Source organism: Lawsonibacter sp. JLR.KK007 (assembly GCF_036941135.1).
Taxonomy (GTDB): domain Bacteria; phylum Bacillota; class Clostridia; order Oscillospirales; family Oscillospiraceae; genus Lawsonibacter.
Genome location: NZ_JAYWSY010000003.1, coordinates 522,929 through 541,808, shown reverse-complemented (window position 1 = coordinate 541,808; position 18,880 = coordinate 522,929). Strand labels below are relative to the sequence as shown.

20 protein-coding genes are annotated in these 18,880 nt (G+C 60.7%); 2 read left to right on the top strand and 18 right to left on the bottom strand.

The window, feature by feature from the left end; all coding sequences use genetic code 11:
• Positions 1–7 precede the first annotated feature (7 nt).
• The 10 genes from VV088_RS20935 to VV088_RS20890 all read right to left on the bottom strand — a co-directional run bounded on the left by VV088_RS20935 (position 8) and on the right by VV088_RS20890 (position 8,840).
• Complete coding sequence (locus VV088_RS20935; RefSeq protein ID WP_334602590.1) at positions 8–211, bottom strand: hypothetical protein; 204 nt, start codon at positions 209–211, stop codon at positions 8–10.
• Positions 204–1,508, bottom strand: coding sequence for a sensor histidine kinase (locus VV088_RS20930; RefSeq protein WP_334602589.1), 1,305 nt, complete (start codon positions 1,506–1,508; stop codon positions 204–206). The genes VV088_RS20935 and VV088_RS20930 overlap by 8 nt, the downstream gene beginning before the upstream one ends.
• Positions 1,505–2,224 (bottom strand): LytR/AlgR family response regulator transcription factor, encoded by a 720-nt coding sequence (locus tag VV088_RS20925; protein ID WP_334602588.1) that lies wholly within the window; start codon positions 2,222–2,224, stop codon positions 1,505–1,507. The genes VV088_RS20930 and VV088_RS20925 overlap by 4 nt, the downstream gene beginning before the upstream one ends.
• 107 nt (positions 2,225–2,331) lie before the next feature.
• The gene (locus tag VV088_RS20920; RefSeq protein WP_334602587.1) at positions 2,332–3,633 is read right to left on the bottom strand and encodes a sensor histidine kinase; all 1,302 of its coding nucleotides are present in this window, start codon (positions 3,631–3,633) and stop codon (positions 2,332–2,334) included.
• 1 nt (position 3,634) lies between these two features.
• Positions 3,635–4,348 carry a LytR/AlgR family response regulator transcription factor gene (locus tag VV088_RS20915; RefSeq protein WP_334602586.1) on the bottom strand — a complete coding sequence of 238 codons (714 nt, stop codon included), beginning with the start codon at positions 4,346–4,348 and terminating at the stop codon, positions 3,635–3,637.
• 208 nt (positions 4,349–4,556) lie between these two features.
• Positions 4,557–5,186: an ABC-2 transporter permease gene (locus VV088_RS20910; RefSeq protein WP_334602585.1), complete on the bottom strand. Its 630-nt coding sequence runs from the start codon at positions 5,184–5,186 to the stop codon at positions 4,557–4,559.
• On the bottom strand, positions 5,186–6,037 hold the full coding sequence (locus VV088_RS20905) for an ABC transporter ATP-binding protein (protein WP_334602584.1): 852 nt from the start codon (positions 6,035–6,037) through the stop codon (positions 5,186–5,188). Before VV088_RS20905 ends, VV088_RS20910 begins: the two co-directional genes overlap by 1 nt.
• A gap of 2 nt (positions 6,038–6,039) precedes the next feature.
• Positions 6,040–6,414 (bottom strand): GntR family transcriptional regulator, encoded by a 375-nt coding sequence (locus VV088_RS20900; RefSeq protein ID WP_334602582.1) that lies wholly within the window; start codon positions 6,412–6,414, stop codon positions 6,040–6,042.
• A gap of 89 nt (positions 6,415–6,503) precedes the next feature.
• Positions 6,504–7,838 carry an MATE family efflux transporter gene (locus tag VV088_RS20895; protein WP_334602581.1) on the bottom strand — a complete coding sequence of 445 codons (1,335 nt, stop codon included), beginning with the start codon at positions 7,836–7,838 and terminating at the stop codon, positions 6,504–6,506.
• A gap of 3 nt (positions 7,839–7,841) precedes the next feature.
• A complete protein-coding gene (locus VV088_RS20890) occupies positions 7,842–8,840 on the bottom strand; it encodes a linear amide C-N hydrolase (RefSeq protein WP_334602580.1) in 999 nt (332 codons plus the stop codon).
• Positions 8,841–9,357: 517 nt separating this feature from the next.
• Here VV088_RS20890 and VV088_RS20885 point away from each other — a divergent pair.
• Both VV088_RS20885 and VV088_RS20880 read left to right on the top strand, forming a co-directional pair.
• Positions 9,358–9,528, top strand: a complete 171-nt coding sequence (locus tag VV088_RS20885) for a hypothetical protein (protein ID WP_334602579.1) — start codon at positions 9,358–9,360, stop codon at positions 9,526–9,528.
• Between the two features lie 176 nt (positions 9,529–9,704).
• A complete protein-coding gene (locus tag VV088_RS20880; protein ID WP_334602578.1) occupies positions 9,705–10,553 on the top strand; it encodes a MerR family transcriptional regulator in 849 nt (282 codons plus the stop codon).
• A 79-nt stretch (positions 10,554–10,632) separates the two neighbouring features.
• Here the strand turns inward: VV088_RS20880 and aroQ are convergent, their stop codons facing one another.
• Genes aroQ through aroF form a run of 8 tightly spaced genes read right to left on the bottom strand, consistent with a single transcriptional unit; the run spans position 10,633 to position 18,679 of the window.
• Positions 10,633–11,061, bottom strand: coding sequence for a type II 3-dehydroquinate dehydratase (aroQ, locus tag VV088_RS20875; protein WP_334602577.1), 429 nt, complete (start codon positions 11,059–11,061; stop codon positions 10,633–10,635).
• Positions 11,033–12,352: a shikimate kinase gene (locus tag VV088_RS20870; RefSeq protein ID WP_334602576.1), complete on the bottom strand. Its 1,320-nt coding sequence runs from the start codon at positions 12,350–12,352 to the stop codon at positions 11,033–11,035. Before VV088_RS20870 ends, aroQ begins: the two co-directional genes overlap by 29 nt.
• A 3-nt stretch (positions 12,353–12,355) precedes the next feature.
• Complete coding sequence (locus VV088_RS20865) at positions 12,356–13,492, bottom strand: bifunctional chorismate mutase/prephenate dehydratase (RefSeq protein ID WP_334602575.1); 1,137 nt, start codon at positions 13,490–13,492, stop codon at positions 12,356–12,358.
• Entirely contained in the window at positions 13,479–14,570 is a 1,092-nt protein-coding gene (gene aroC / locus VV088_RS20860; protein ID WP_334602574.1) for a chorismate synthase, read from the bottom strand. The genes VV088_RS20865 and aroC overlap by 14 nt, the downstream gene beginning before the upstream one ends.
• Positions 14,560–15,726, bottom strand: a complete 1,167-nt coding sequence (locus VV088_RS20855) for a 3-phosphoshikimate 1-carboxyvinyltransferase (protein ID WP_334602573.1) — start codon at positions 15,724–15,726, stop codon at positions 14,560–14,562. The genes aroC and VV088_RS20855 overlap by 11 nt, the downstream gene beginning before the upstream one ends.
• Positions 15,723–16,805, bottom strand: a complete 1,083-nt coding sequence (gene aroB, locus VV088_RS20850; RefSeq protein ID WP_334602572.1) for a 3-dehydroquinate synthase — start codon at positions 16,803–16,805, stop codon at positions 15,723–15,725. Before aroB ends, VV088_RS20855 begins: the two co-directional genes overlap by 4 nt.
• Positions 16,806–16,825: 20 nt before the next feature.
• Positions 16,826–17,662, bottom strand: coding sequence for a prephenate dehydrogenase (locus tag VV088_RS20845; protein WP_334602571.1), 837 nt, complete (start codon positions 17,660–17,662; stop codon positions 16,826–16,828).
• Between the two features lie 3 nt (positions 17,663–17,665).
• Complete coding sequence (gene aroF, locus VV088_RS20840) at positions 17,666–18,679, bottom strand: 3-deoxy-7-phosphoheptulonate synthase (RefSeq protein ID WP_334602570.1); 1,014 nt, start codon at positions 18,677–18,679, stop codon at positions 17,666–17,668.
• Positions 18,680–18,880 lie beyond the last annotated feature (201 nt).

Sequence of the window (18,880 nt, the reverse complement as noted above, 5' to 3'; positions counted from 1 at the left end):
TTCTCCGCTAAATCTTTCTAAAAACAACCGTCTGCTCTTTCATAGAGATTTTCCCAGCCTGATACCCGTAGTCCGTCAATTCCTTTTTGTATTGCAGGAAAGAGTGGTCAATGGGGATGCCCGCGATCTCCTGGATCTGTCCGAAGGTCAATTTGAGGGTCGGGCTTCCATCCTCTTGCACATAGGCCCACAAAGCGTCGTATTTACTCATGAATATCCTCCATTCCCTGATAGGACAGTGTAGCCACCGCCCGGAACACCTCCCCGGAAACGCCCGCCTGCACCATGCCGTCGTACTTTTCCGCGGCGGTCTGGGCGCTTTTCAGGCCCCAGCCGTGAAGACCGCCCTCGGTCTTGGTGGTTTTCAGTTCGCCATTTTCCTGGACGGGTACAGCAGAAAAACTGTTCTCCACCTTGATGACCAGCATCTGGTGGATGCGGCGGATGGTGAGGGCCACCGTTCGCCCCGACGGGTCGGGCACCTGCCGGGCCGCCTCGATGGCGTTGTCCAAAAGGTTCCCCAAAATCGCGCACAGATCCACGCTGCGGATGTTGGTGCGGCGGGGGAACTCCACCTGGGCCTGGAACCGGATGCCATCGGCCTCCGCCGCGGTCGCCTTGCTGCTGATCAGGTAGTCCGCCGTCTCGTCCCCTGTCCAGAGGTTGGCGGTCAGGTTCTGCACCGGGGCCTGCAATTCATCCAGGTAGCGGACGGCCTCCCCGTACTTCTCATGGGTGAGGAATTGCCGCAGGACACCGATGTGGTTGTGGAAGTCATGGAACAGCTTGGCGTTGACCTGGTAGGCCCGGTTGAGGTTGGTATAGTCCCGTTCCAGCAGCTCGGCCTGCTCTGATTTCAGCTTTGCCAGCTCCTTTTCCACCTCATACTGCCGGTTGATGTTGAACACCAGCACCGACATCATCAGCACCACCGCCAGGATGGTCCACATAGAGAGGGTGTCGTCGGGGATCGCCAGAACCGTCTGCTCCGACAGCGTAATAACCCCGAGGAATCCCGCCAGCGCCAGCGCGGAGACGGCCCGGAATGCGGATTTGCGGTCAATCTCTCGACCTCTGGAGAGCCAGACCGCCAAAACGGCCAGCAGCCCGTGGAGCAGCCAGAGGGCGGACTGTCCGGCCAATGTTCCGGTATTGAGGAAGTCCTGGGAGCGGAACAGCACACCCATCCAGGCCGGCAGGAGAAACGACCAGAAGGAGACGCCAATCTCGTAAAAGATGCCCACAAACAGGCCCATTCTCAACTCGGCCCCTTGCAGCCAGTGGGCACAGGCGGCAATCAGCACTGCCTCCAGAGCCATCCGGTAGAAATCCGGCGCATGGAGCAGGGACAGCAAAACCGTGAGAACCAGCGCCCCGGCCAGTCCCGCCGCGATGCTTTTTCGGTCTGGCCTTTTTATGGACAGCAGCCGGTGAACGAGCGTCAGGCCCACCAGAACACGCACCGCCCCGGTCAACAGGCCGGAGAGCAGCAGAAACGCGTCCGTCATATGTGCGCCCCCCAGTAGGCGTTGATCCGGGCCTTTACTTCCTGCAGATGGGAGCGGCTGATGGGGAGGGCGGCGCCGTTTTTCAGGACGGCCATGCCCTCTTTGACCTGCATGACGTGAATCATGTTGACGATGCAGCCCCGGTCGATGAAGATAAACTCCTCTGCGCCCAGCTCCTCATAGACCTGCTGTAAGCTCTTGCGCACCTTGGCCGCCCCGCCTGCGGTGGTGATGCTGGTGTTTTTGCCGTCCCGGGAAAGGAACAGGATCTCCTTATATGGGATTTTCTCCAGGCGGCTGCTGGTCTGAATGGTGTAAAACTGCCCCTCCTCCAGTTCGATCAGCCGGATGGCGTCACAGATCGCCCCAGGGAGCCGCCGGGCGATGTCATTCTTGGGGACGTACCGGAAGATGGACAGCTCAAAGGCGTCGATGGCGTACTCCACATGGGAGGTAATGAAGATGATCTTCACATTGGGCAAAATGGGCCTGATCTTCCCGGCCAGCTCCATCCCGGTGCTGCCGGGCATTTCAATGTCCAGCAGGACCAGGTCAAAGAAAAACCCGTCCTCGGTGATGTCGCAGAGGAGATTGCTGCTGTGAGTATAGGCGGTGATCTCACCGGCGCTCCCGCATTGCTTCAGGCAGTCCTCCGCGATGCTCCGGTTGGATTGGACGGCGCCGCTGTCATCGTCGCAGATGGCAATACGCAGCATGGAAGCTCCACCTCCCTTACTATTATGACAAACTATTATACTACGGCTGCCCCGCACCCGCAAGCTGCCGCCCGTCCGAAATGGCCGAGTTTGAGGGCCGATGACATTTAATGGTGGCCACAATAGCGTTCTTGTAAGTCCGAAATGTTCAGCAGCACACTCAAATAAAACTGCCGTCCCTTTTTCTCCGTCAGCAGCGTCCCGTGGTACTTTTCCGCCACCGCCTTGATGTTGGAAAGCCCGGTCCCCGCCGGGGGCAGGGGGTCATCCGAGCAGGTGTTCTCAAAGGCCAGCATGTAGAAATCTCCCTGCCGCCTCCCGCTGATGCGGATGGCCTTGGCCCCATCCTTGGCCCGGCAGGCGGTGATGGCGTTGTCCAGAGCGTTGGCAAAGAGCACGCACAGGTCAAAATCGTCGATCCCGCAGGGCTTCGGAAGAACCAGGGACACCTCCGCCGCAATCTCCTTCGCCAGTCCCAGCTTCTCCCCCAATAGAATATCTACCACCGGGTTGCCGGTCTGGTACGGGAAGGACAGGGCCTCTGAGACGGTCTCCAGCTTTCTCAGATAATCCCTGCCCTCCTCCAGTGTTCCATTTTTGAGCAAGCCGTCCAACACGGACAGGTGATTTTTGATGTCGTGGCGGAAGGATTTCGTCTGCTCGTAGCGCGCCTGAGCCTCGGTGATGTAGACCTTCTGCGCGCGCGCGGCCTGGGTCAGCGATTGCAGCTCCGCCTGGGCTTGAAAGCCCTTGCAGAGCTGGCGGTAGGCGTACAGGGTACACAGCAGCGCCGCCAGCCCCATAACCTGCAGGAGTAGCAGCGTACCGTGCTTTCCAACCTCCTCCAGAGAAATGACGGGGGCAAAAAAGCTGTAGGCGGTCTGGAGGATATACAGTTCCGCAGCAAAGAAAAACAGTCCTGGAAACAGCAGAAGTCCGATATAAGGCGTCTGGCTGTCCTCCGTCCAGGTCAGCAGCTTCAGCACGGCGTAATAGCAGCCGGCGCACAGCATAAGGAAGAGAATCTGTGCCGCTAAAAGCAGCAGATACAGCAGCGGGCTTCCGATAAAGCGAGGAAAGAGCGCCGCCTCCACGGAGTTAATGATCCCGAACGAGAGCTGTGAGATGTAGAAGGCCAGCACGGCGGCCAGCCAGGACACGGATTGCCCGTTTCCCATCCCAAAGCGGCTGATTACATAGAGTGCAAGCACGCCAACAACAATGGAGAGCGTCCCACTGAGGGAAAGCCGGATTGAGACAAGCTGGACAACGCCGAGGAGGAGAATGTACGCCGCAAAGCACCACAGCTTCTGCTTTTTCCCGGTCAGGCGGCTGATAAAGACCATGTGCATCACCCCATGTCCCACAACGAGGCAGAAACTGTCCAGAAACAGAACGAAATAGTCCATATCAAATTTCCCTCTCTTTCATATGCCGCAAAAGGGCCTGGGTCAGTTCCCGCTCCCGCAGCCGGGAGGCGGGGATGCGTTCCCCCGGAGACAGCAGAACCTGCCCGTCTTGGCACCCGCGCACATAATCCAGATTGACCAGGAAACTGCGATGGCACTTGAAAAAACGCCCGTCCACCCGCCGCTCCAGGTCCTCCAGCTTGTCGTAGTAATCGCTCACTGTCCCGTCACGTTTGTGAAGGTAGATTTTCCGGCCCAATACCTCACAGTACACAAGATCCGACAGAGGAACCACCTCGCAGCCGGTTCCCCTCTGGATCACGACGTCCCCGGCTGTCCTCTGTTCCAGGGAGCGGAGCACCCGATTCATTGTCTGATGGAAGCGGGCGCTGTCCAGGGGCTTGAGCAGATAGTCGTATGCCTCCACCTGGAACGCGTCGAAAACCAGCTCCTTCAGCACCGTCACAAAGACCAGCAGGCTGTGATCCCCCCGCCGGCGCAACAGTCTGGCCGTCTCCATGCCGTCCGGCTGCTCCATCTGGATGTCCAGGAAGATCACATCAAAGCGATCAACCGCACCCAGCAGGGCGCGGCCATCGGGAAAGCTGCTGAGGTCGTAAGCGGTGATTGATTTTTCTCTCATATAGTCCGCAAGACGGCTGGCAAGCTCCTGGGCCATCATGGGTTCATCGTCGCAGATCGCAAATTTTATCATGTTCACCACCACGGTTTTGATGCTCTTATTGTGTTTTCCCCGCCGGAGGCGGGGAAAACACAATAAATTCAGAATAACAAAAGAGGAGCAGGGATGCAACCCCCGATGTCATGAAATGCTGCGGATATGTCATGAAATGTTTTCCCTCTTAAAAAAGCCAGCGGAGCAGCCGCAGCCGCCCGCTGGTCTGGAGGGAAGATGGAACCGCTTAGGTAATATCCCGTTTCTGATATACCTTTACTGCGGCCCGATAGGAGATAAAGAACCAGACAGCGGAAATGGCAAGTACAATGAGAAACGCCAACAGGATATTCTCTTTCACGGGAAGAAACAGATTGGTGAGCAGCACGATCCCCACAATGATCCCCGTGGACGCCATGAAGGACATCATAAACACGATCTGGGATTTTTCCGGGTCAAACAGATAGGCGCAGGGCAGGCTGATGCCGCCGGCCAGCAGTGTGGCGCTGATGCCGATTGACCCGTACAGGCACAGGGAATGGAGGGTCATGTCAACACCGAAGGCCCCAAGAATCAGGCAGGGAATCAGCGCGGTCATCAGTCCCAGGACGGCAAGCAGGATGTAAAATATGAATTTCTCTCCAATGATCTGGCTTCTGGACACCGGCATGGTGATCACATTTTTGTTCCACTTGGAGGCGGCGTCGCTGGTGATGCTGATAAAAACCGCGGTGGTGGAGGCCACCGGGGCCAGAACCAGCAGGGCGCTTGTCTCCAGAAGGAACGACAGTCCAAATCCCAGAACGACCAGACTGACTGCGGTGACCAGGATATTGCTTTTTGCGATATAGAGGTCTTTCAGCAGAACGCCTTTCATTACTTCTCCCCCTTTACATAGAGCAGCATGATCTCGTCCATGGTGGCCGGAACCACCATGGCCTTCGGATACTTCTTCTGCATCTTCTCCCGGTCAGCCACCAGCACCTGCCATTCATAGTCCATTTTTCGGTACGCGATGATGCCGGCCTTGTCCAGCGCGTCAAACTGCGCCGCGCCGCACTTGAGGACGCCGTACTGCTCCACCAGCTCATCCTTGGGCTTGGAAAAGACCACTTTCCCTGCATGGATGAACACGATATAGTCCGCAATCTTCTCCAGGTCGCTGGTGATGTGGGAGGACACCAGAATGGAGTGGTCCTCCTCCTGAACGAAGTCCAGCAGCATATCCAGAATGTCGTCCCGGATCACCGGGTCCAGACCGCTGGTGGCTTCGTCCAGGATCAGCAGCTTGGAGTGGTGGGAAAGGGCAACGGAGATTGCCAGCTTCATCTTCATCCCCTTGGAGAACTGCTTGAGGGGCTTGTCCGGGGGCAGGGAAAACTGCTTCAAAAGGCGGAAGTAGGCCGTTTCATCCCAGGAGCGGTAGATGTTCCTCATGACTCCGTTGAGCTTCCTGGGGGAGAGGATTTCGGGGTAGTTGCTGCCGTCAAAGACCACGCCGATCTCTTCCTTGGTATCGCCGTCCAGTCCCTCTTTCCCGAAAATGTAGACCTGGCCCGCCTCCTTTCGGATCAGGCCCAGGACCGCATGGATGGTTGTACTTTTCCCGGCGCCATTTTCCCCAATCAGCCCCACAATGGAGCCGCTGGGGACGGAAAACGAGACCTGATCCAAAACAAAATCCGGATAGGTCTTGGTCAGTCCTGAAACAGTGAGCGCATTAGTCATGGTCAATCCTCCTCGTACAGAAGCGTCAACAGGTTCAGCATTTTATCAAGAGAGATTCCGCTTGTACGGGCAATCTCAATCGCCTCCGTAAAATGCTCCTCGATTTTCTTTTGCTGCTCCTCCAGATAAAAGTCCTGATTCTGTGCGGAAACAAAGCAGCCCTTTCCCGCCGTCGTCTCGATAAACCCGTCCGTTTGCAGAAGGTCGTATGCCTTCTGCACCGTCAAAACGCTGATCTGCAGGGACCTGGCCAGGGAGCGGATGGAGGGAAGGGGGTCTCCCGCCTTCAGCTCCCCGCTCATAATCTGCGCCCTGACCTGGGTTGAGATCTGCTCGTACAGGGGACGGCTGGTTTTGTTGCTGACTACGATCTCCAAATTCCCACCGCCTATCCGTCTTTTACTGTATTGTATTAACAAGCACAGTATAGAACGGATCGCAGCGGTTGTCAAGAGGGAGTTTCAAATCAATAGCCATACCGCTTCCGGTATTTCAGCAGCAGCGCCGCCGCCATCACAGTCCCCAGCAGCTCAGCCACCGGCGTCGCCAGCCACACGCCGGTGACGCCCCCCAGCAGGACGGGCATGATCTGAATGCTGGCAACGGTGAACAGGAAGGACCGGGAGAAGGCCAGCACGGCGGATACCACCCCGTTGGACAGGGCGGTGAACATGCCGCTGGCAAAGACGTTCAGCCCCACGAACAGCAGCGCGATGGAGCACAGGCGGTTGCCCGTCACCGCCAGTTCATACACCGGGCTGTCCGGCCGGGTGAAGACGCCCACCAAGGGGACGGTGGCCAGAATGGAGATTACCGTACAGAGGACAGATGTCCCGATGATGAATTTGACGCTGAATCCCACCAGCTTCTTCAGTTTTTCGTGGTTCTGCTCCCCGTGGTAGTAGGAAATCATGGGGGCCACGCCGTAGGAGTAGCCGATAAACAGGGCGCTGACGAACATAAGTACATACATGATGATGGTGATAGCCGCCACGCCGTCCTCTCCTATGTACTTCAGCATCGCCAGGTTGAACAGCAGGGTGGTAATGCCAGACACCAAGGAGGTCGCCAACTCCGACATACCGTTGGTGGAGGCGTGGAACAGCACCCCACCCCGGAACACCGGCTTTGCTAAGTGGAGCAGGCTGTCCTTTTTCCGGAACACCAGGAAGCCCACCACGGCGGTGATGGAGTAGCCCAGTCCGGTGGCGATGGCCGCCCCCTGGATGCCCAGGTCGAACAGAGAAATCAGAGCATAATCCAGAATGATATTGGTCACGCCCCCCGCCACGGTACAGATCAGGGATAGGGTGGACTTGTCGGCGGCAATCAGGTAGAGGGAAAAGTTATACATGAGCAAGATAGGAATGGTGAACAGCAGATAGTTGCTCAGATAGGTGCGGCAGTAGCCGAACACCGCCGGGGAGAGGCCCATAGCCCCCAGCAGGGTGTCCATCAGGGTGTAGCCCAGCACCATCATCACCGCGCCCACAACGGCGTTGGTGAGAATCAGCAGGGTAAAATCCTGCCGGGCCTCCTGTTCTTTGTGCCCCCCCATCTTTTTCATCACCACGGCGCTGCCGCCGGTGGCCAGCATTCCGGAGATGGCTGTGATCAGGGCGATGGCCGGAGCGGTGAGGTTGATGGCGGACAGGGCCTCCATGCCGATGAGGTTGGAGACGAACAGACCGTCCACCATGGTGTAGAAGGTATTGAACACCGTCATGACGATGGTGGGAAAGGCAAAGCGCAGGATATTCCTGCCCGTGACCGGCAGGTGGTACGAGTCCAGCTTGTCCATGTCCTAATTCCTCCAGTCAATGTCCTGGCCGTCCCCCAGGTCAAAATACTGCATTTCTGTTCCCTGTGCCGGGAGCCGGACGGCGGAAATGCGCCGGTTCTGGGCGGGGGCAAAGTAGTACACGCCGCTCTCGGCGCACATGACGCTGGTACACAGGGTCTGCTCGTACACATCGTAATTGGGGTCGGCCTTGGCCAGCCCCTCGGGGATGTCCACCGGGGCGAAGGCCCGGAACATCCGGGATACCCCGTCCAGCTCGTCTTTTCCGGGGACGGCAAACTCCTTCATGAAGGCCAGCCGCACAAAACGGGAGGGGGAGGAATAGTCCCCCGGCAGGCCGGAACCGCCGCCCAGGCGCTCTCCAAACTCCCGGATCTCGTGCCCGGCGATAGTTTTGGGGGCCTTGGGCAGATTGGTGACCCCCACGAAGTTGCGCAGGTTGGTCCGCTGCCAGTGGTAGTCCGGGCTGTTGGTCAGCACGCCGATGGTCTCCCGGTGGATGGACAGACCGCCCTCCTCCGGCTCGATGATGACCGCCTCCCCCGTCCGGTCGCTGAGGATATAGTGGGCGGGCAGGGGCTTGTCCGCAATCAGCTCGTCTACCAAGGTAATATGGGACAGCTCTTCCACCGCCTCCTCCACCCCGGCGCACCGGCTGAGCAGCCAGGCCAGCAGACGGCCCGGATGGACGGCGGTTCTGCCCGGGCCGGCACTTTCCTCATAGACCGCATACTCTGGGAAATGGAGCAAGGCCCCCATCAAGCCAGCGGAGTTTACCCCGTCCACCAGAATGGGCTCCCCGAAGCCAAGCACCGCCATACCGGTGTAACTGTATTCGCCGGAGACCGCCCCCTCCCCGTGAAGTCCGGGGGCACAGGGCATCCCCTGTGGAACACTGATTACCCAGTTGGCCGTCAGGTCTCCGAACTGGTCGTAGGTCCGTCCCAAAAGGTGCTGGCCATCCTTTGTCCTCCAGGTAAAGCTGCTGCATCCAAAATCCATATCAAAAACCTCCTGAGATGTATTGTGTAAAGGGTGGTTTCACCATCCAAATACACATTGGCTGACGGTTCATTTGTGGCAAAATGACACAGGCTGAAAAGGCGGTGATCGACCAGCAGAAGGGAACCGAAGCGGGAGTGTCTGGGAATGACCTGGGCGCTCCTTCTTCTTTATAGGCCCTCCTAAGAGCGCACTTACTCACCACCTGCCAAGGGCCGATGGTAGTACTGCCTGACGGCAGCCGTGCGCCCTCCGGGGGCGGCTTCGCCGGGGTGTCCTTCCCTGCCGGTATATAATCAGCAGACGCCAACGGTGGCTTGTGCATCGGACGCAGCCGCGCCGATCACCGGGGGCTTGGGGGCCTTCAGCCACCAACAAGCTGCGCCGGGTATATACCGGTGCCTTGCTTGCCAGTACTATCAACGCCTATAAATGAGGGTTGAATGTCATTCGCATTAGTGGTATACTTGGCTCGTGTTAATTCGATAAATCGAAATTTCGGGGAGGATACATATACATGGATGAACAAAAAAGAGAAACTGTCGAAAAAACAGTAAAGACAGGTATCACATTTGGCAGCGCTTTGGCAATGGTAATTAGTTATTCTACTTGGCACTCTGTTGGGTGGGCCATTTTTCACGGACTGTTGAGTTGGGTATATGTGATATACTTTATTTTGAGATACTAATCCTAGTTTAACGGGGGGGATTTCATTTTTATGGTGAAATCCCCCTTGACAAATGTTCTCTTGTTTTCTCATATTGTTGTCCAACGGGCTTGCAATTATTTCTGACAGGGGGTATCATAAACCGTGTGGCCGCCACGCAGTCAAGAGGTATTTTCAATTTGGGGGAGGAAATTTTTATGGAGCGGAAAAAAGGCTGGCTGACCTCCGGGGCTTTCGCCGCCCTGTGCGGCACTACCAAGGAAACTCTGCGCCACTACAAAGATGTGGGACTGCTCCTCCCGGCCCACCAGGGCGACAACGGCTATTTTTACTACGATGTGGAGCAGTTCTACGATTTTTACGCAATCTCCATCTTCCGCCAGACGGGGACGCCACTGGAGGAAATCTGCCGCTGTCTTCGAGGGCAGGATACTACCAAAACCATAGAACTTCTGCGGGAACAGAAGGACCGCCTGGAGGCGGAGCGGCGGAGGCTGGAGCACATGGACTTCGTTCTGTCCAGCGCTCTGCACAATCTGGAGTTTGGGCCGGGACCGGACATGGTTCCCCGAACTGCCTGGTTTGACAGAGAGCACCTGCTGGCGCTCCCTGTCGGAGAATTGGAGGGGTTGATGACTCCGGCGGACAGCGAGGATGAAACGCTGATTGTTGTGCTGGAGCGGTGCCGGGCGCTGTGCAGCCAATACGGAATACAGACCGACTTCCAGTTGGGGGCCATCCACCAGCCGGGGGAGCAGGGCGGGCCGGGGGCCATCAGCCACCTCTACACCCGGATCAAAGAAAAAGCGGACTTCCCCTATTATAAGGAGAAGCCCGCCGGGAATTATCTGTACCTCTGCTGCCGGGGCCATTGGGATATCTCCGCAGGTTACGCCGCCCTCAGCCGCTGCATCCTTGAACGGGGGCTGGAAACAACAGGAGAGTTCTACGCCTGCGACCTGGCCGGATTCATCCTCAACTCGGTGGAGAAAAATGCGGCGTCCATGATTTCGGTGCGGCTGTCAGATCAGCCCCCAACAGCATGAGGCGCATCCACATCGTTTATTTTGCCGGCAGTGCCGAAACGAAACCCCCGTTCCCTCGGGCGAGGGGACGGGGGCTCGTTCATTTGCCCGCCAGCAGCCGAAGGGCTTCCAGGTAGCCCTCCAGGCCATGGCCCTTGATGGTGGCCGCGCAGGCGGCGCGGATGTAGGAGATATGGCGAAAATCCTCCCGCGTATCCGGGTCGGAGATGTGGACCTCCACCGTGGGGAGGCCCACCGCCTTCACGGCGTCCAGCAGGGCCACGCTGGTGTGGGTGTAGGCGGCTGGGTTGATGATGATGCCGTCCGTTTTGTCAAAGTACGCCTTCTGGATGGCGTCCACCAGGGCGCCCTCGTGGTTGGACTGAAAGAAGTCCACCGCCACCCCCAGCCTGTCCGCCTCGGCCTGAATCATGGCCTTTAAGTCCTCGTAGGTGGCTTTGCCGTATATCTCCGGCTGGCGGATGCCCAGCATGTTCATATTAGGGCCATTGATTACCAATATTTGCACACAGCTCACTCCATATCTGCTGGGCGGCCTCCGCCGCCGTTTGATTGTTGTCAACCCGGAAATCCGCCGCCGCCTCATACAGAGGCTTCCGCATCTGGTACATCTCCTCCAGGCTGCCCTTCTGGGACAGGGGACGGCCCTCCTTGGGCAGGACGTTCAGGTCCCGGCGCAGCCAGTACACCCGTCCGGTGCGGCGCATGGCGGTCTGATTTTCCGGACGGAGCACCGCCCCGCCGCCGGTGGCAATCACCTGGCCGTCCTTGGCGCAGGTCTCCGCCAGCACCCGGGACTCCAGGTCCCGGAAGGCGTTCTCGCCCTCCTCCCGGAAAATATCCGGAATAGGCTTGCCCGCCCGGCGGACGATCTCCTCATCCAGATCCACAAGGGGCTTGCCGGTGAGTTTGGCCAATTCCCGGCCCACGGTGGTCTTGCCGCAGCCGGGCATCCCTACCAGGACGATGTTGGTCCGGTCCTGCCAGAGCCGGGACAGGATCAGCTCGGTCTGATAGTCCGGGATTGGTTGTCCGAAAAACAGCTCCTCCGCCCGCTTGGCCTGGTGGACCAGCATAGGCAGGCCGCCGGTACAGCGGATGGGATGGCCGCCGTGAAACTCCCGTTCCTCCGGGCGGAGGCCCTCCCCGGCCAGCAGCCGGTCCCGCTTGTCAATCCCCTCTGCCTGGAGGATCAGATTGGTCCGATTGGGGTTGTAGATAATGTCCACAACCGCCTCCGCCCTGGGGAACCGCTCCAAATCCACGGGCTGGCCCTCCAGGTTGGGCCACATCCCCACCGGGGTGGTGTTGATCAGCACATCCGCACCGGCGTGATGGTCCAGGTTCTCGTAGTTGTCCGGACCGGTGCGGGAGACCACTACCACCTCCCGGGCCCCCTCCCGCTTGGCGGCGGCCTGGGCCGTCAGGGACGCCCCCCCACTGCCCAAAACAACCACCTTCTTCCCCATGAGGGAGATACGCGCCCGGCGGAGCATGTACAGAAAGCCGTCGATATCTGTATTGTAGCCGTACAGCTTCCCCTCCCGGCGGACGATGGTGTTCACGCTGCCGATGGCCTCGGCTCCCTCGTCGATGACGTCGCAGAAGGCCATCACCTCCCGCTTGTAGGGGATGGTGACGTTCAGCCCGCCGATGTCCTCCCGGCGGAGAAAGCCGCCCAGCTCCTCCGGCTCCAGCTCGATGAGGCGGTAGCCCTCACAGCCCAGGGCCTGGTGGATGGGGACCGACCAGCTGTGGCCCAGCTTCCGGCCCAGAAGGCCGTAGATCTTCTCTCCCATGGCTCACACTTCCGCGTAATTGCCCAAAAGCTGGAACTGGGCACAGCTGCGCTCCATCTCCTCCAGCATGGCCAGCACCCCTGGGGCCTTGACCGAGGCTTCCAGCTCCAGGAAGAAGATGAACTCAAAGTCGCTCCCCGCCACCGGGCAGGACTCCAGCTTGGTCATGTTGATGTCCATGGCCGCCAGCTTGGAGATGATCTCATACAGGGCGCCCGGCTTGTTCTCAAAGGCCACAATCAGGCTGATCCGGCTGGCTCCGGCGTAGATCACCGGGTCCTTGGCGACGCAGATGAAGCGGGTATAGTTGTTGTCGCTGTCCTGGATGGCGCTGTTGACACACTCCAGGCCGTACAGGGCGGCGCAGGGGTGGGAGGAGATGGCGGCGGCATGGCGGCTGCCGCTCTCGGCCACCATCTTGGCGGCCAGGGCGGTGTTGCCGCAGGGGATGACCTTCACGTCCTTCAGCCTGCTCAGGAACTGGGAGCACTGGCCGATGGCCTGCTCATGGGAGTAAATTTCGGTAATCTCCTCCTGCTTCACGCCGGGCAGGGCCAGCAGCTCGTGGCGGATGCACAGCCGGGTGGAGCGGACCACCGACAGGTCGTGCTCCTGGAGCAGCTGGTACACCTTGCGCACCGAGCCGTTGGAGCTATTTTCGATGGGCAGCACGCCGAACTGGCACAGCCCGGACTCCACTGCGGACACCACCCCGTCGAAACTCTTCACATACATGATGTTGCCCCGGGGGAGCAGCCGGTCGCAGGCCGCCTGGGAGTTGCCCCCCTCCACCCCCTGGCAGGCCACCATGCCCGTCTGGGGGAACACCTCGCTGTTGGAGGCCAGGGCGGTCCTAACCCGCTCCGCCACCTTGGTGGGGGCGGAGATCAGCTCCGCCTGCCGGGACCGGGCCAGCTCAAACAGGGTGGAGTACAGGTGGTAGGCGTACCGCTCCTTGTCCCCCGCCCGCTGGGTGACCTTGGCCAGGATCTCCCGCTCCCGGGCCTTGTTCAGGATGGGCAGCTTGTGCTCATGTTTGTAGGCGGCCACCTCCTCGCTCAGGGCCATGCGCTCCAGGAAGAGGGTCAAAAGCTGGTCGTCCACCGCGTCGATTTTGGTACGAATTTCAGAAAGTTCCATGATTTCCCTCCAACAGTAAGTCTAATAGTACACAGGCGGTGACCGCCTCCACCACCGGGACGGCCCGGTGGGCGATGCAGGGGTCGTGGCGGCCGTGGATTTCCAGGTCTGTGTTTTCCATGGCGGACAGGCTGACGGTCTGCTGCTGCTTGGCAATGGACGGCGTGGGCTTGAACGCCGCCTGCAGGACAAGGGGCATTCCGGTGGTGATTCCCCCCAAGACGCCGCCGGCGTGGTTGGTTTCTGTCACAATGTTGCCGTCCTTCACCAGGAAGGAGTCGTTATTCGAGGACCCCAAAACAGCGGCGGCCCCAAATCCAGCGCCGAACTCCACCCCCTTGACGGCGGGGATGCCGAACAGCGCCGCCGCCAGACGGTTCTCCACCCCGTCAAACATGGGATCGCCCAGCCCGGCGGGCAGACCGATGGCCGCGCACTCCACCACACCGCCGACACTGTCCAAATATTCTTTTGCGCTCAAAATAACGGCCTGCATCGTTTCTCCGGCCTTGTCGTCCAGCACCGGGAACGGTTTTCGGATTACTTCTTCAAACAGCTCCGGCGTGGGGGTTAAGGGAAATGGCGCGTCGGCAACCCCTCCCACTCCGCGCAGGTGTGCCCCCACATAAATCCCCCGCCGGGCCAGAATCTGCTTGGCGATCCCCCCGGCGATGCACAGGGGGGCGGTGAGCCGGCCGGAGAAGTGGCCCCCTCCCCGCATGTCGGCATGGCCCTTCCACTTCACCCAGGCGGTGTAGTCTGCGTGACCGGGGCGGGGCTTGTCCGCCAGCTCCGCGTAGTCCTTGGAGTGCTGGTCGCTGTTGCGGATGACGGCGCACAGGGGCGCGCCGCAGGTTTTGCCGTCCAGCAGACCGGAGAGAATTTCCGGCACGTCCCCCTCGTTCCGGGCGGTGGACAGCTTGTTCTTCCCTGGACGGCGGCGGTCCAGGAACCGCTGAAGCTCCTCCAGGTCGATCTCCTCCCCGGCGGGCAGGCCGTCGATGTTCACCCCGATGGCCGTCCCGTGGGACTGGCCGAAGACCGAAACCTTTAAAATCTTTCCAAACTCAGAGGACATCAAATTCCCCTCCCAACCGCTTATATTCCTCCCAGAACCTGGGGTAAGATTTGTTCACCGCCTCCGCCCCCAGGATGGTCACCGGGCCGGTACAGCGGGTGGCGGCGATGGCCGCCGCCATGACAATCCGGTGGTCGTTGGCCCCGTCCACCGTGCCACCCTTCAAAAAGCGGGTTCCGGGGATGGCCAGCCAGTCAGGTCCCTCCTCCACCTGCCCGCCCAGGGCGGTGAGCATCTTCGTGACGGTAGCCAGCCGGTCGCTCTCCTTCAGCCGCAGGCGGGCGGCGTTGGTCAGGCGGGTGGCCCCGTCGTGGAAGGCCGCCATGACGGCCAGGGGTGGGAGCAGGTCGGGACAGTCGGAGACGTCAATCTCCACCGTCCGCCACGTCCCCCAGGCGAAGCTGGCAAAATGTTCGTCAATCACCCGATCCCCCTGGGTAGACTGGTCGCTCAAGCCAACCGTCAGCACCGGATTCCCCAATAAACCCGCTGCCAGCCAGAACGCCGCCTGAGACCAGTCGGCCTCAATGGTAAAATCCCGTGCCTGGAAAACCTGGTCTCCCGGGACCAAAAAACCGTCCTCCAGCACCTCAGCCCGGACGCCGAAGTGGTCCAGCACGTCTAGGGTCATGTCCACGTAACCCCGGCTCTCCAGGGGCGAGGTGAGGACAATTCGGCTTTCCCCCTCCAGCAAGGGCAGGGCGTAGAGCAGTCCGGTGACAAACTGGCTGGACACGTTGCCGGGGAGCCGGTACTCCCCCGGCTTCAGCTCGCCTTTGACGGTGAGCGCGCCGTCCTTCTGCTCGTAGAAAATGCCCTTTTCGTCAAAAATGTCGAAGTAGGGCTTTTGGGGCCGGTCCATCAACCGGCCCCGGCCGGTGAAGCGGCCTCCGCCCCGGAGGGCCAGCGCAATGGGGATCAGAAACCGCAGGGTGGAACCCGATTCCCCGCAGTCCAGCAGGGGCAGGTCTGTCCCCTGAGCTTTCAGCGCGGCGGCACAGCGTTGGGTGGCCTCAATGTCCTGGGACGTCTCCAGGTTGGAGACGGTCCCGCCTCCCGCCAGCAGCTGGGCCAGAATGGCCCGGTGGGCCTGGGACTTGCTGGGGGGCGGGGTGACCGTCCCCTCCAGGGGGCCGGGGGTGATGCAGAGGTTCATTCCAGCGCCCACCCCGCTTCGATGATGGATTGCAGCTCCGTGACCGGGATCGTTTTCAACTCACAGCGGCCGATCTTACTCGGCACCACAATCGTGATACTGTCTCCCGCCCGCTTTTTGTCGCGCAACGCCGCCTGGGCCAAGGCCGCGGGGGGGTATTCGGCAGCAGAGGGCAATCCCAGCGTTTCCACGGCGCTCTCAATGCGTTCCGCTTCAAGGGCCTGCTTGGACTCGCCTGTCATCCACCCCAGGTTTTCCGCCGCACGGGTCATGATGGCCAGCCCCGCCGCCACGGCGTGGCCGTGGGGGATGGTGAAGCCGCTGCACTTCTCAATGGCGTGGCCGATGGTATGGCCCAGGTTGAGCAGCTTCCGCTCCCCCTGCTCCTTCTCGTCCCGCTCCACCACACCGGCCTTGAACGCCACGCACTGGGCGATGATCTCCTCCAGCTCGGACACACGCAGTCCGAACTCCATGCGGGCAAACAACGCCTCGCTGCACAGCACGCCCGTCTTGAGCGCCTCCGCCGCCCCATCCGCAAACACGTCCTGGGGCAGGGTTTTCAGACAGTCGGTGTCACAGATGACAGCGGAGGGCTGCAGAAAGGCCCCGGCCAGGTTTTTGCCCGCCTTCAGGTCGATGGCCGTCTTGCCCCCCACGGAGGAGTCCACCGCGGACAGCAGGGTGGTGGGCAGCTGGACGTATTTCACCCCCCGCAGGTACAGCGCGGCGGCCAGCCCCGCCATGTCCCCGGTAACGCCGCCGCCCAGGGCAGCTACGCAGTCGGTGCGGGTGAGCTGCTCCTCCGCCAGAAACTCCAGGATTTTGGACAGGGTGTCAAAATTCTTGCTCCCCTCCCCGGCGGGGAAGACGCAGGCACTCACCTGATAGCCCGCCTCCCGGAGGGAGCTTTTTACCGTCTCCAGGTACAGGGGAGCCACATTGCTGTCGGTCACCACCGCCATATGGCACAGGGGGACCGCCCCTCTCAGGCGGGAGCCGCACTCCTGCAGCAGGCCGGGGCCGATGACCACATCATACTCCGGATCGGTGCGGACGTGGATGGTCTGGATGGACATGGCAATTCCTCCTTTATATGTCAGTTCCCGCCGGCGGTGGCCTTCAGCTCCCGGCCCTCCTTGAGGAGGTCGTGGAGCCGCGAGGCGTCCCTCTCCTTCAGCGCGGACCGGTACTCCTCCAGGTGGCCGATGAGCACCTCCAGCTCGTGGGTGAGGTAGTCGGCGTCGTCCAGGAACAGCTCGGTCCACATGTCCTCGTCCAGCCGGGCCACCCGGGTCATGTCCCGGAAGCTTCCGGCGGAGAAGCCCCGGCGGCGCTGGGCCTCCGGCGACTTGACGTAGGCGCTGGAGACGATGTGGGCCAGCTGGGAGGTGAAGGCGATGATCCGGTCGTGCTCCTCCGGCTGGGAGAAGGTGAGCTTGGCGAAGCCCACGTCCAGGAAGAAGGTCTGGAGGGTCTCCAGCAGCTTCATGTCGGTGCGCTTGTCCGGGGTGAGGATCATGGAGGCCCCCACATACAGGTCGTCGGTGGAGGAGGTAAAGCCCCCCCGCTCCCGGCCGGCCATGGGGTGGCCGCCGATGTAGGCGAAGCCGTGCTCCTCAGCGATGGGGGCGATCTGCTCCACCACCACCCGCTTCACGCCGCACAGGTCCACCAGAATGGCGGACTTGCCGATCTGCGCCCCGTGCTCCCGCACCCAGTCCGCCGCCGCCTGGGGCCGGATGGCCACCAGAACCAGGTCGCACTGGGGCAGCTTTTCCCCGTCCAGCGGGCCGTCGATGGCTCCGCAGATCCGGGCCAGGGTCATGGTCTCCTGGTCCAGGTCGGTCCCCCAGACGGTGTGGCTGGTACGGTTTTTGATGCTCTTGGCCATAGACCCGCCAATCAGGCCCAGGCCCACGATTCCGATCTGCATGGTTTACGCCTCCATCCCCTTCACAACCGCGTGGAGGGACAGAAGCTTCCGCGCCAGCGGGGCGAATGCCTCGGGCTTCAGGGACTGGGGGCCGTCGCACAGGGCGTGGGCGGGGTCGTTATGGACCTCGATCTGCAGGCCGTCCGTCCCGGCGGCCACCGCCCCCATGGCCAGCGGCTCCACCAGCCAGTATTTCCCGGTGGCGTGGCTGGGGTCCACGATGATGGGCAGGTGGGTCAGCTTGCGCAGCACCGGGATGGCCGCCAGGTCCAGGGTGTTGCGGGTGTAGCTCTCAAAGGTGCGGATGCCCCGCTCGCAGAGGATCACGTTCTCGTTCCCCCCGGCCATGACGTACTCGGCGCTCATCAGCCACTCCTCGTAGGTGGCGGACATGCCCCGCTTGATCATCACCGGCTTGTCCTGGTGGCCCACCGCCTTGAGCAGGTCGAAGTTCTGCATGTTCCGGGCGCCGATCTGGATCACGTCCACGTCCTTGAACAGGTGCAGGTGGGTCACGTCCATCAGCTCGGTGACGATGGGCAGGCCGGTCTCCGCCCGGGCGGCCTTCAGGTACTCCAGCCCGGTCTCCCCCAGGCCCTGGAAGGCGTAGGGGGAGGTGCGGGGCTTGAAGGCGCCCCCCCGGAGCATGGTGGCTCCGCTGGCCTTGACGGCCTTGGCGATGGCCACCACCTGATCCTCGCTCTCCACCGAGCAGGGACCGGCCATGATGGTGAGGGGCCCGCCGCCGATCTGGGTGTCCCGCACCTTCACCACGGTGTCCTCGGGGTGGAACTTCCGGTTGGCGTTCTTGTAGGGCTCCTGGACCCGCTTTACATCCTCCACGATGTCCAGGGCGGCGATGAGGTCGATGTCCAGCTTGGAGGTGTCCCCCACCAGGCCCAGGATGGTGTTGGTCTCCCCCTCGCTGGTGTGGATGGTGATGCCCTTCTCCTGGAGCCAGGAGATCAGGCTGTCCAGCTGGCCGGGATTGTGATCCCGCTTTAAAATAACGATCATAACTTGAACCCCTCCTGAAATGATAAATAGAATTGGTACAAAAAACCCGCGGCCGGTTCGGCCGCGGGTCGTCATGTACAGGTGGTCTTCCGGGGACCATGCTTACATACACGCGCGTTCAGCCAAACCGAAACAAGCCTTACCTCCAAAGTAGGTAAAGCTGTAAGTAAAGCTAAAATAGCGGTATTCAGCATTGTGCAT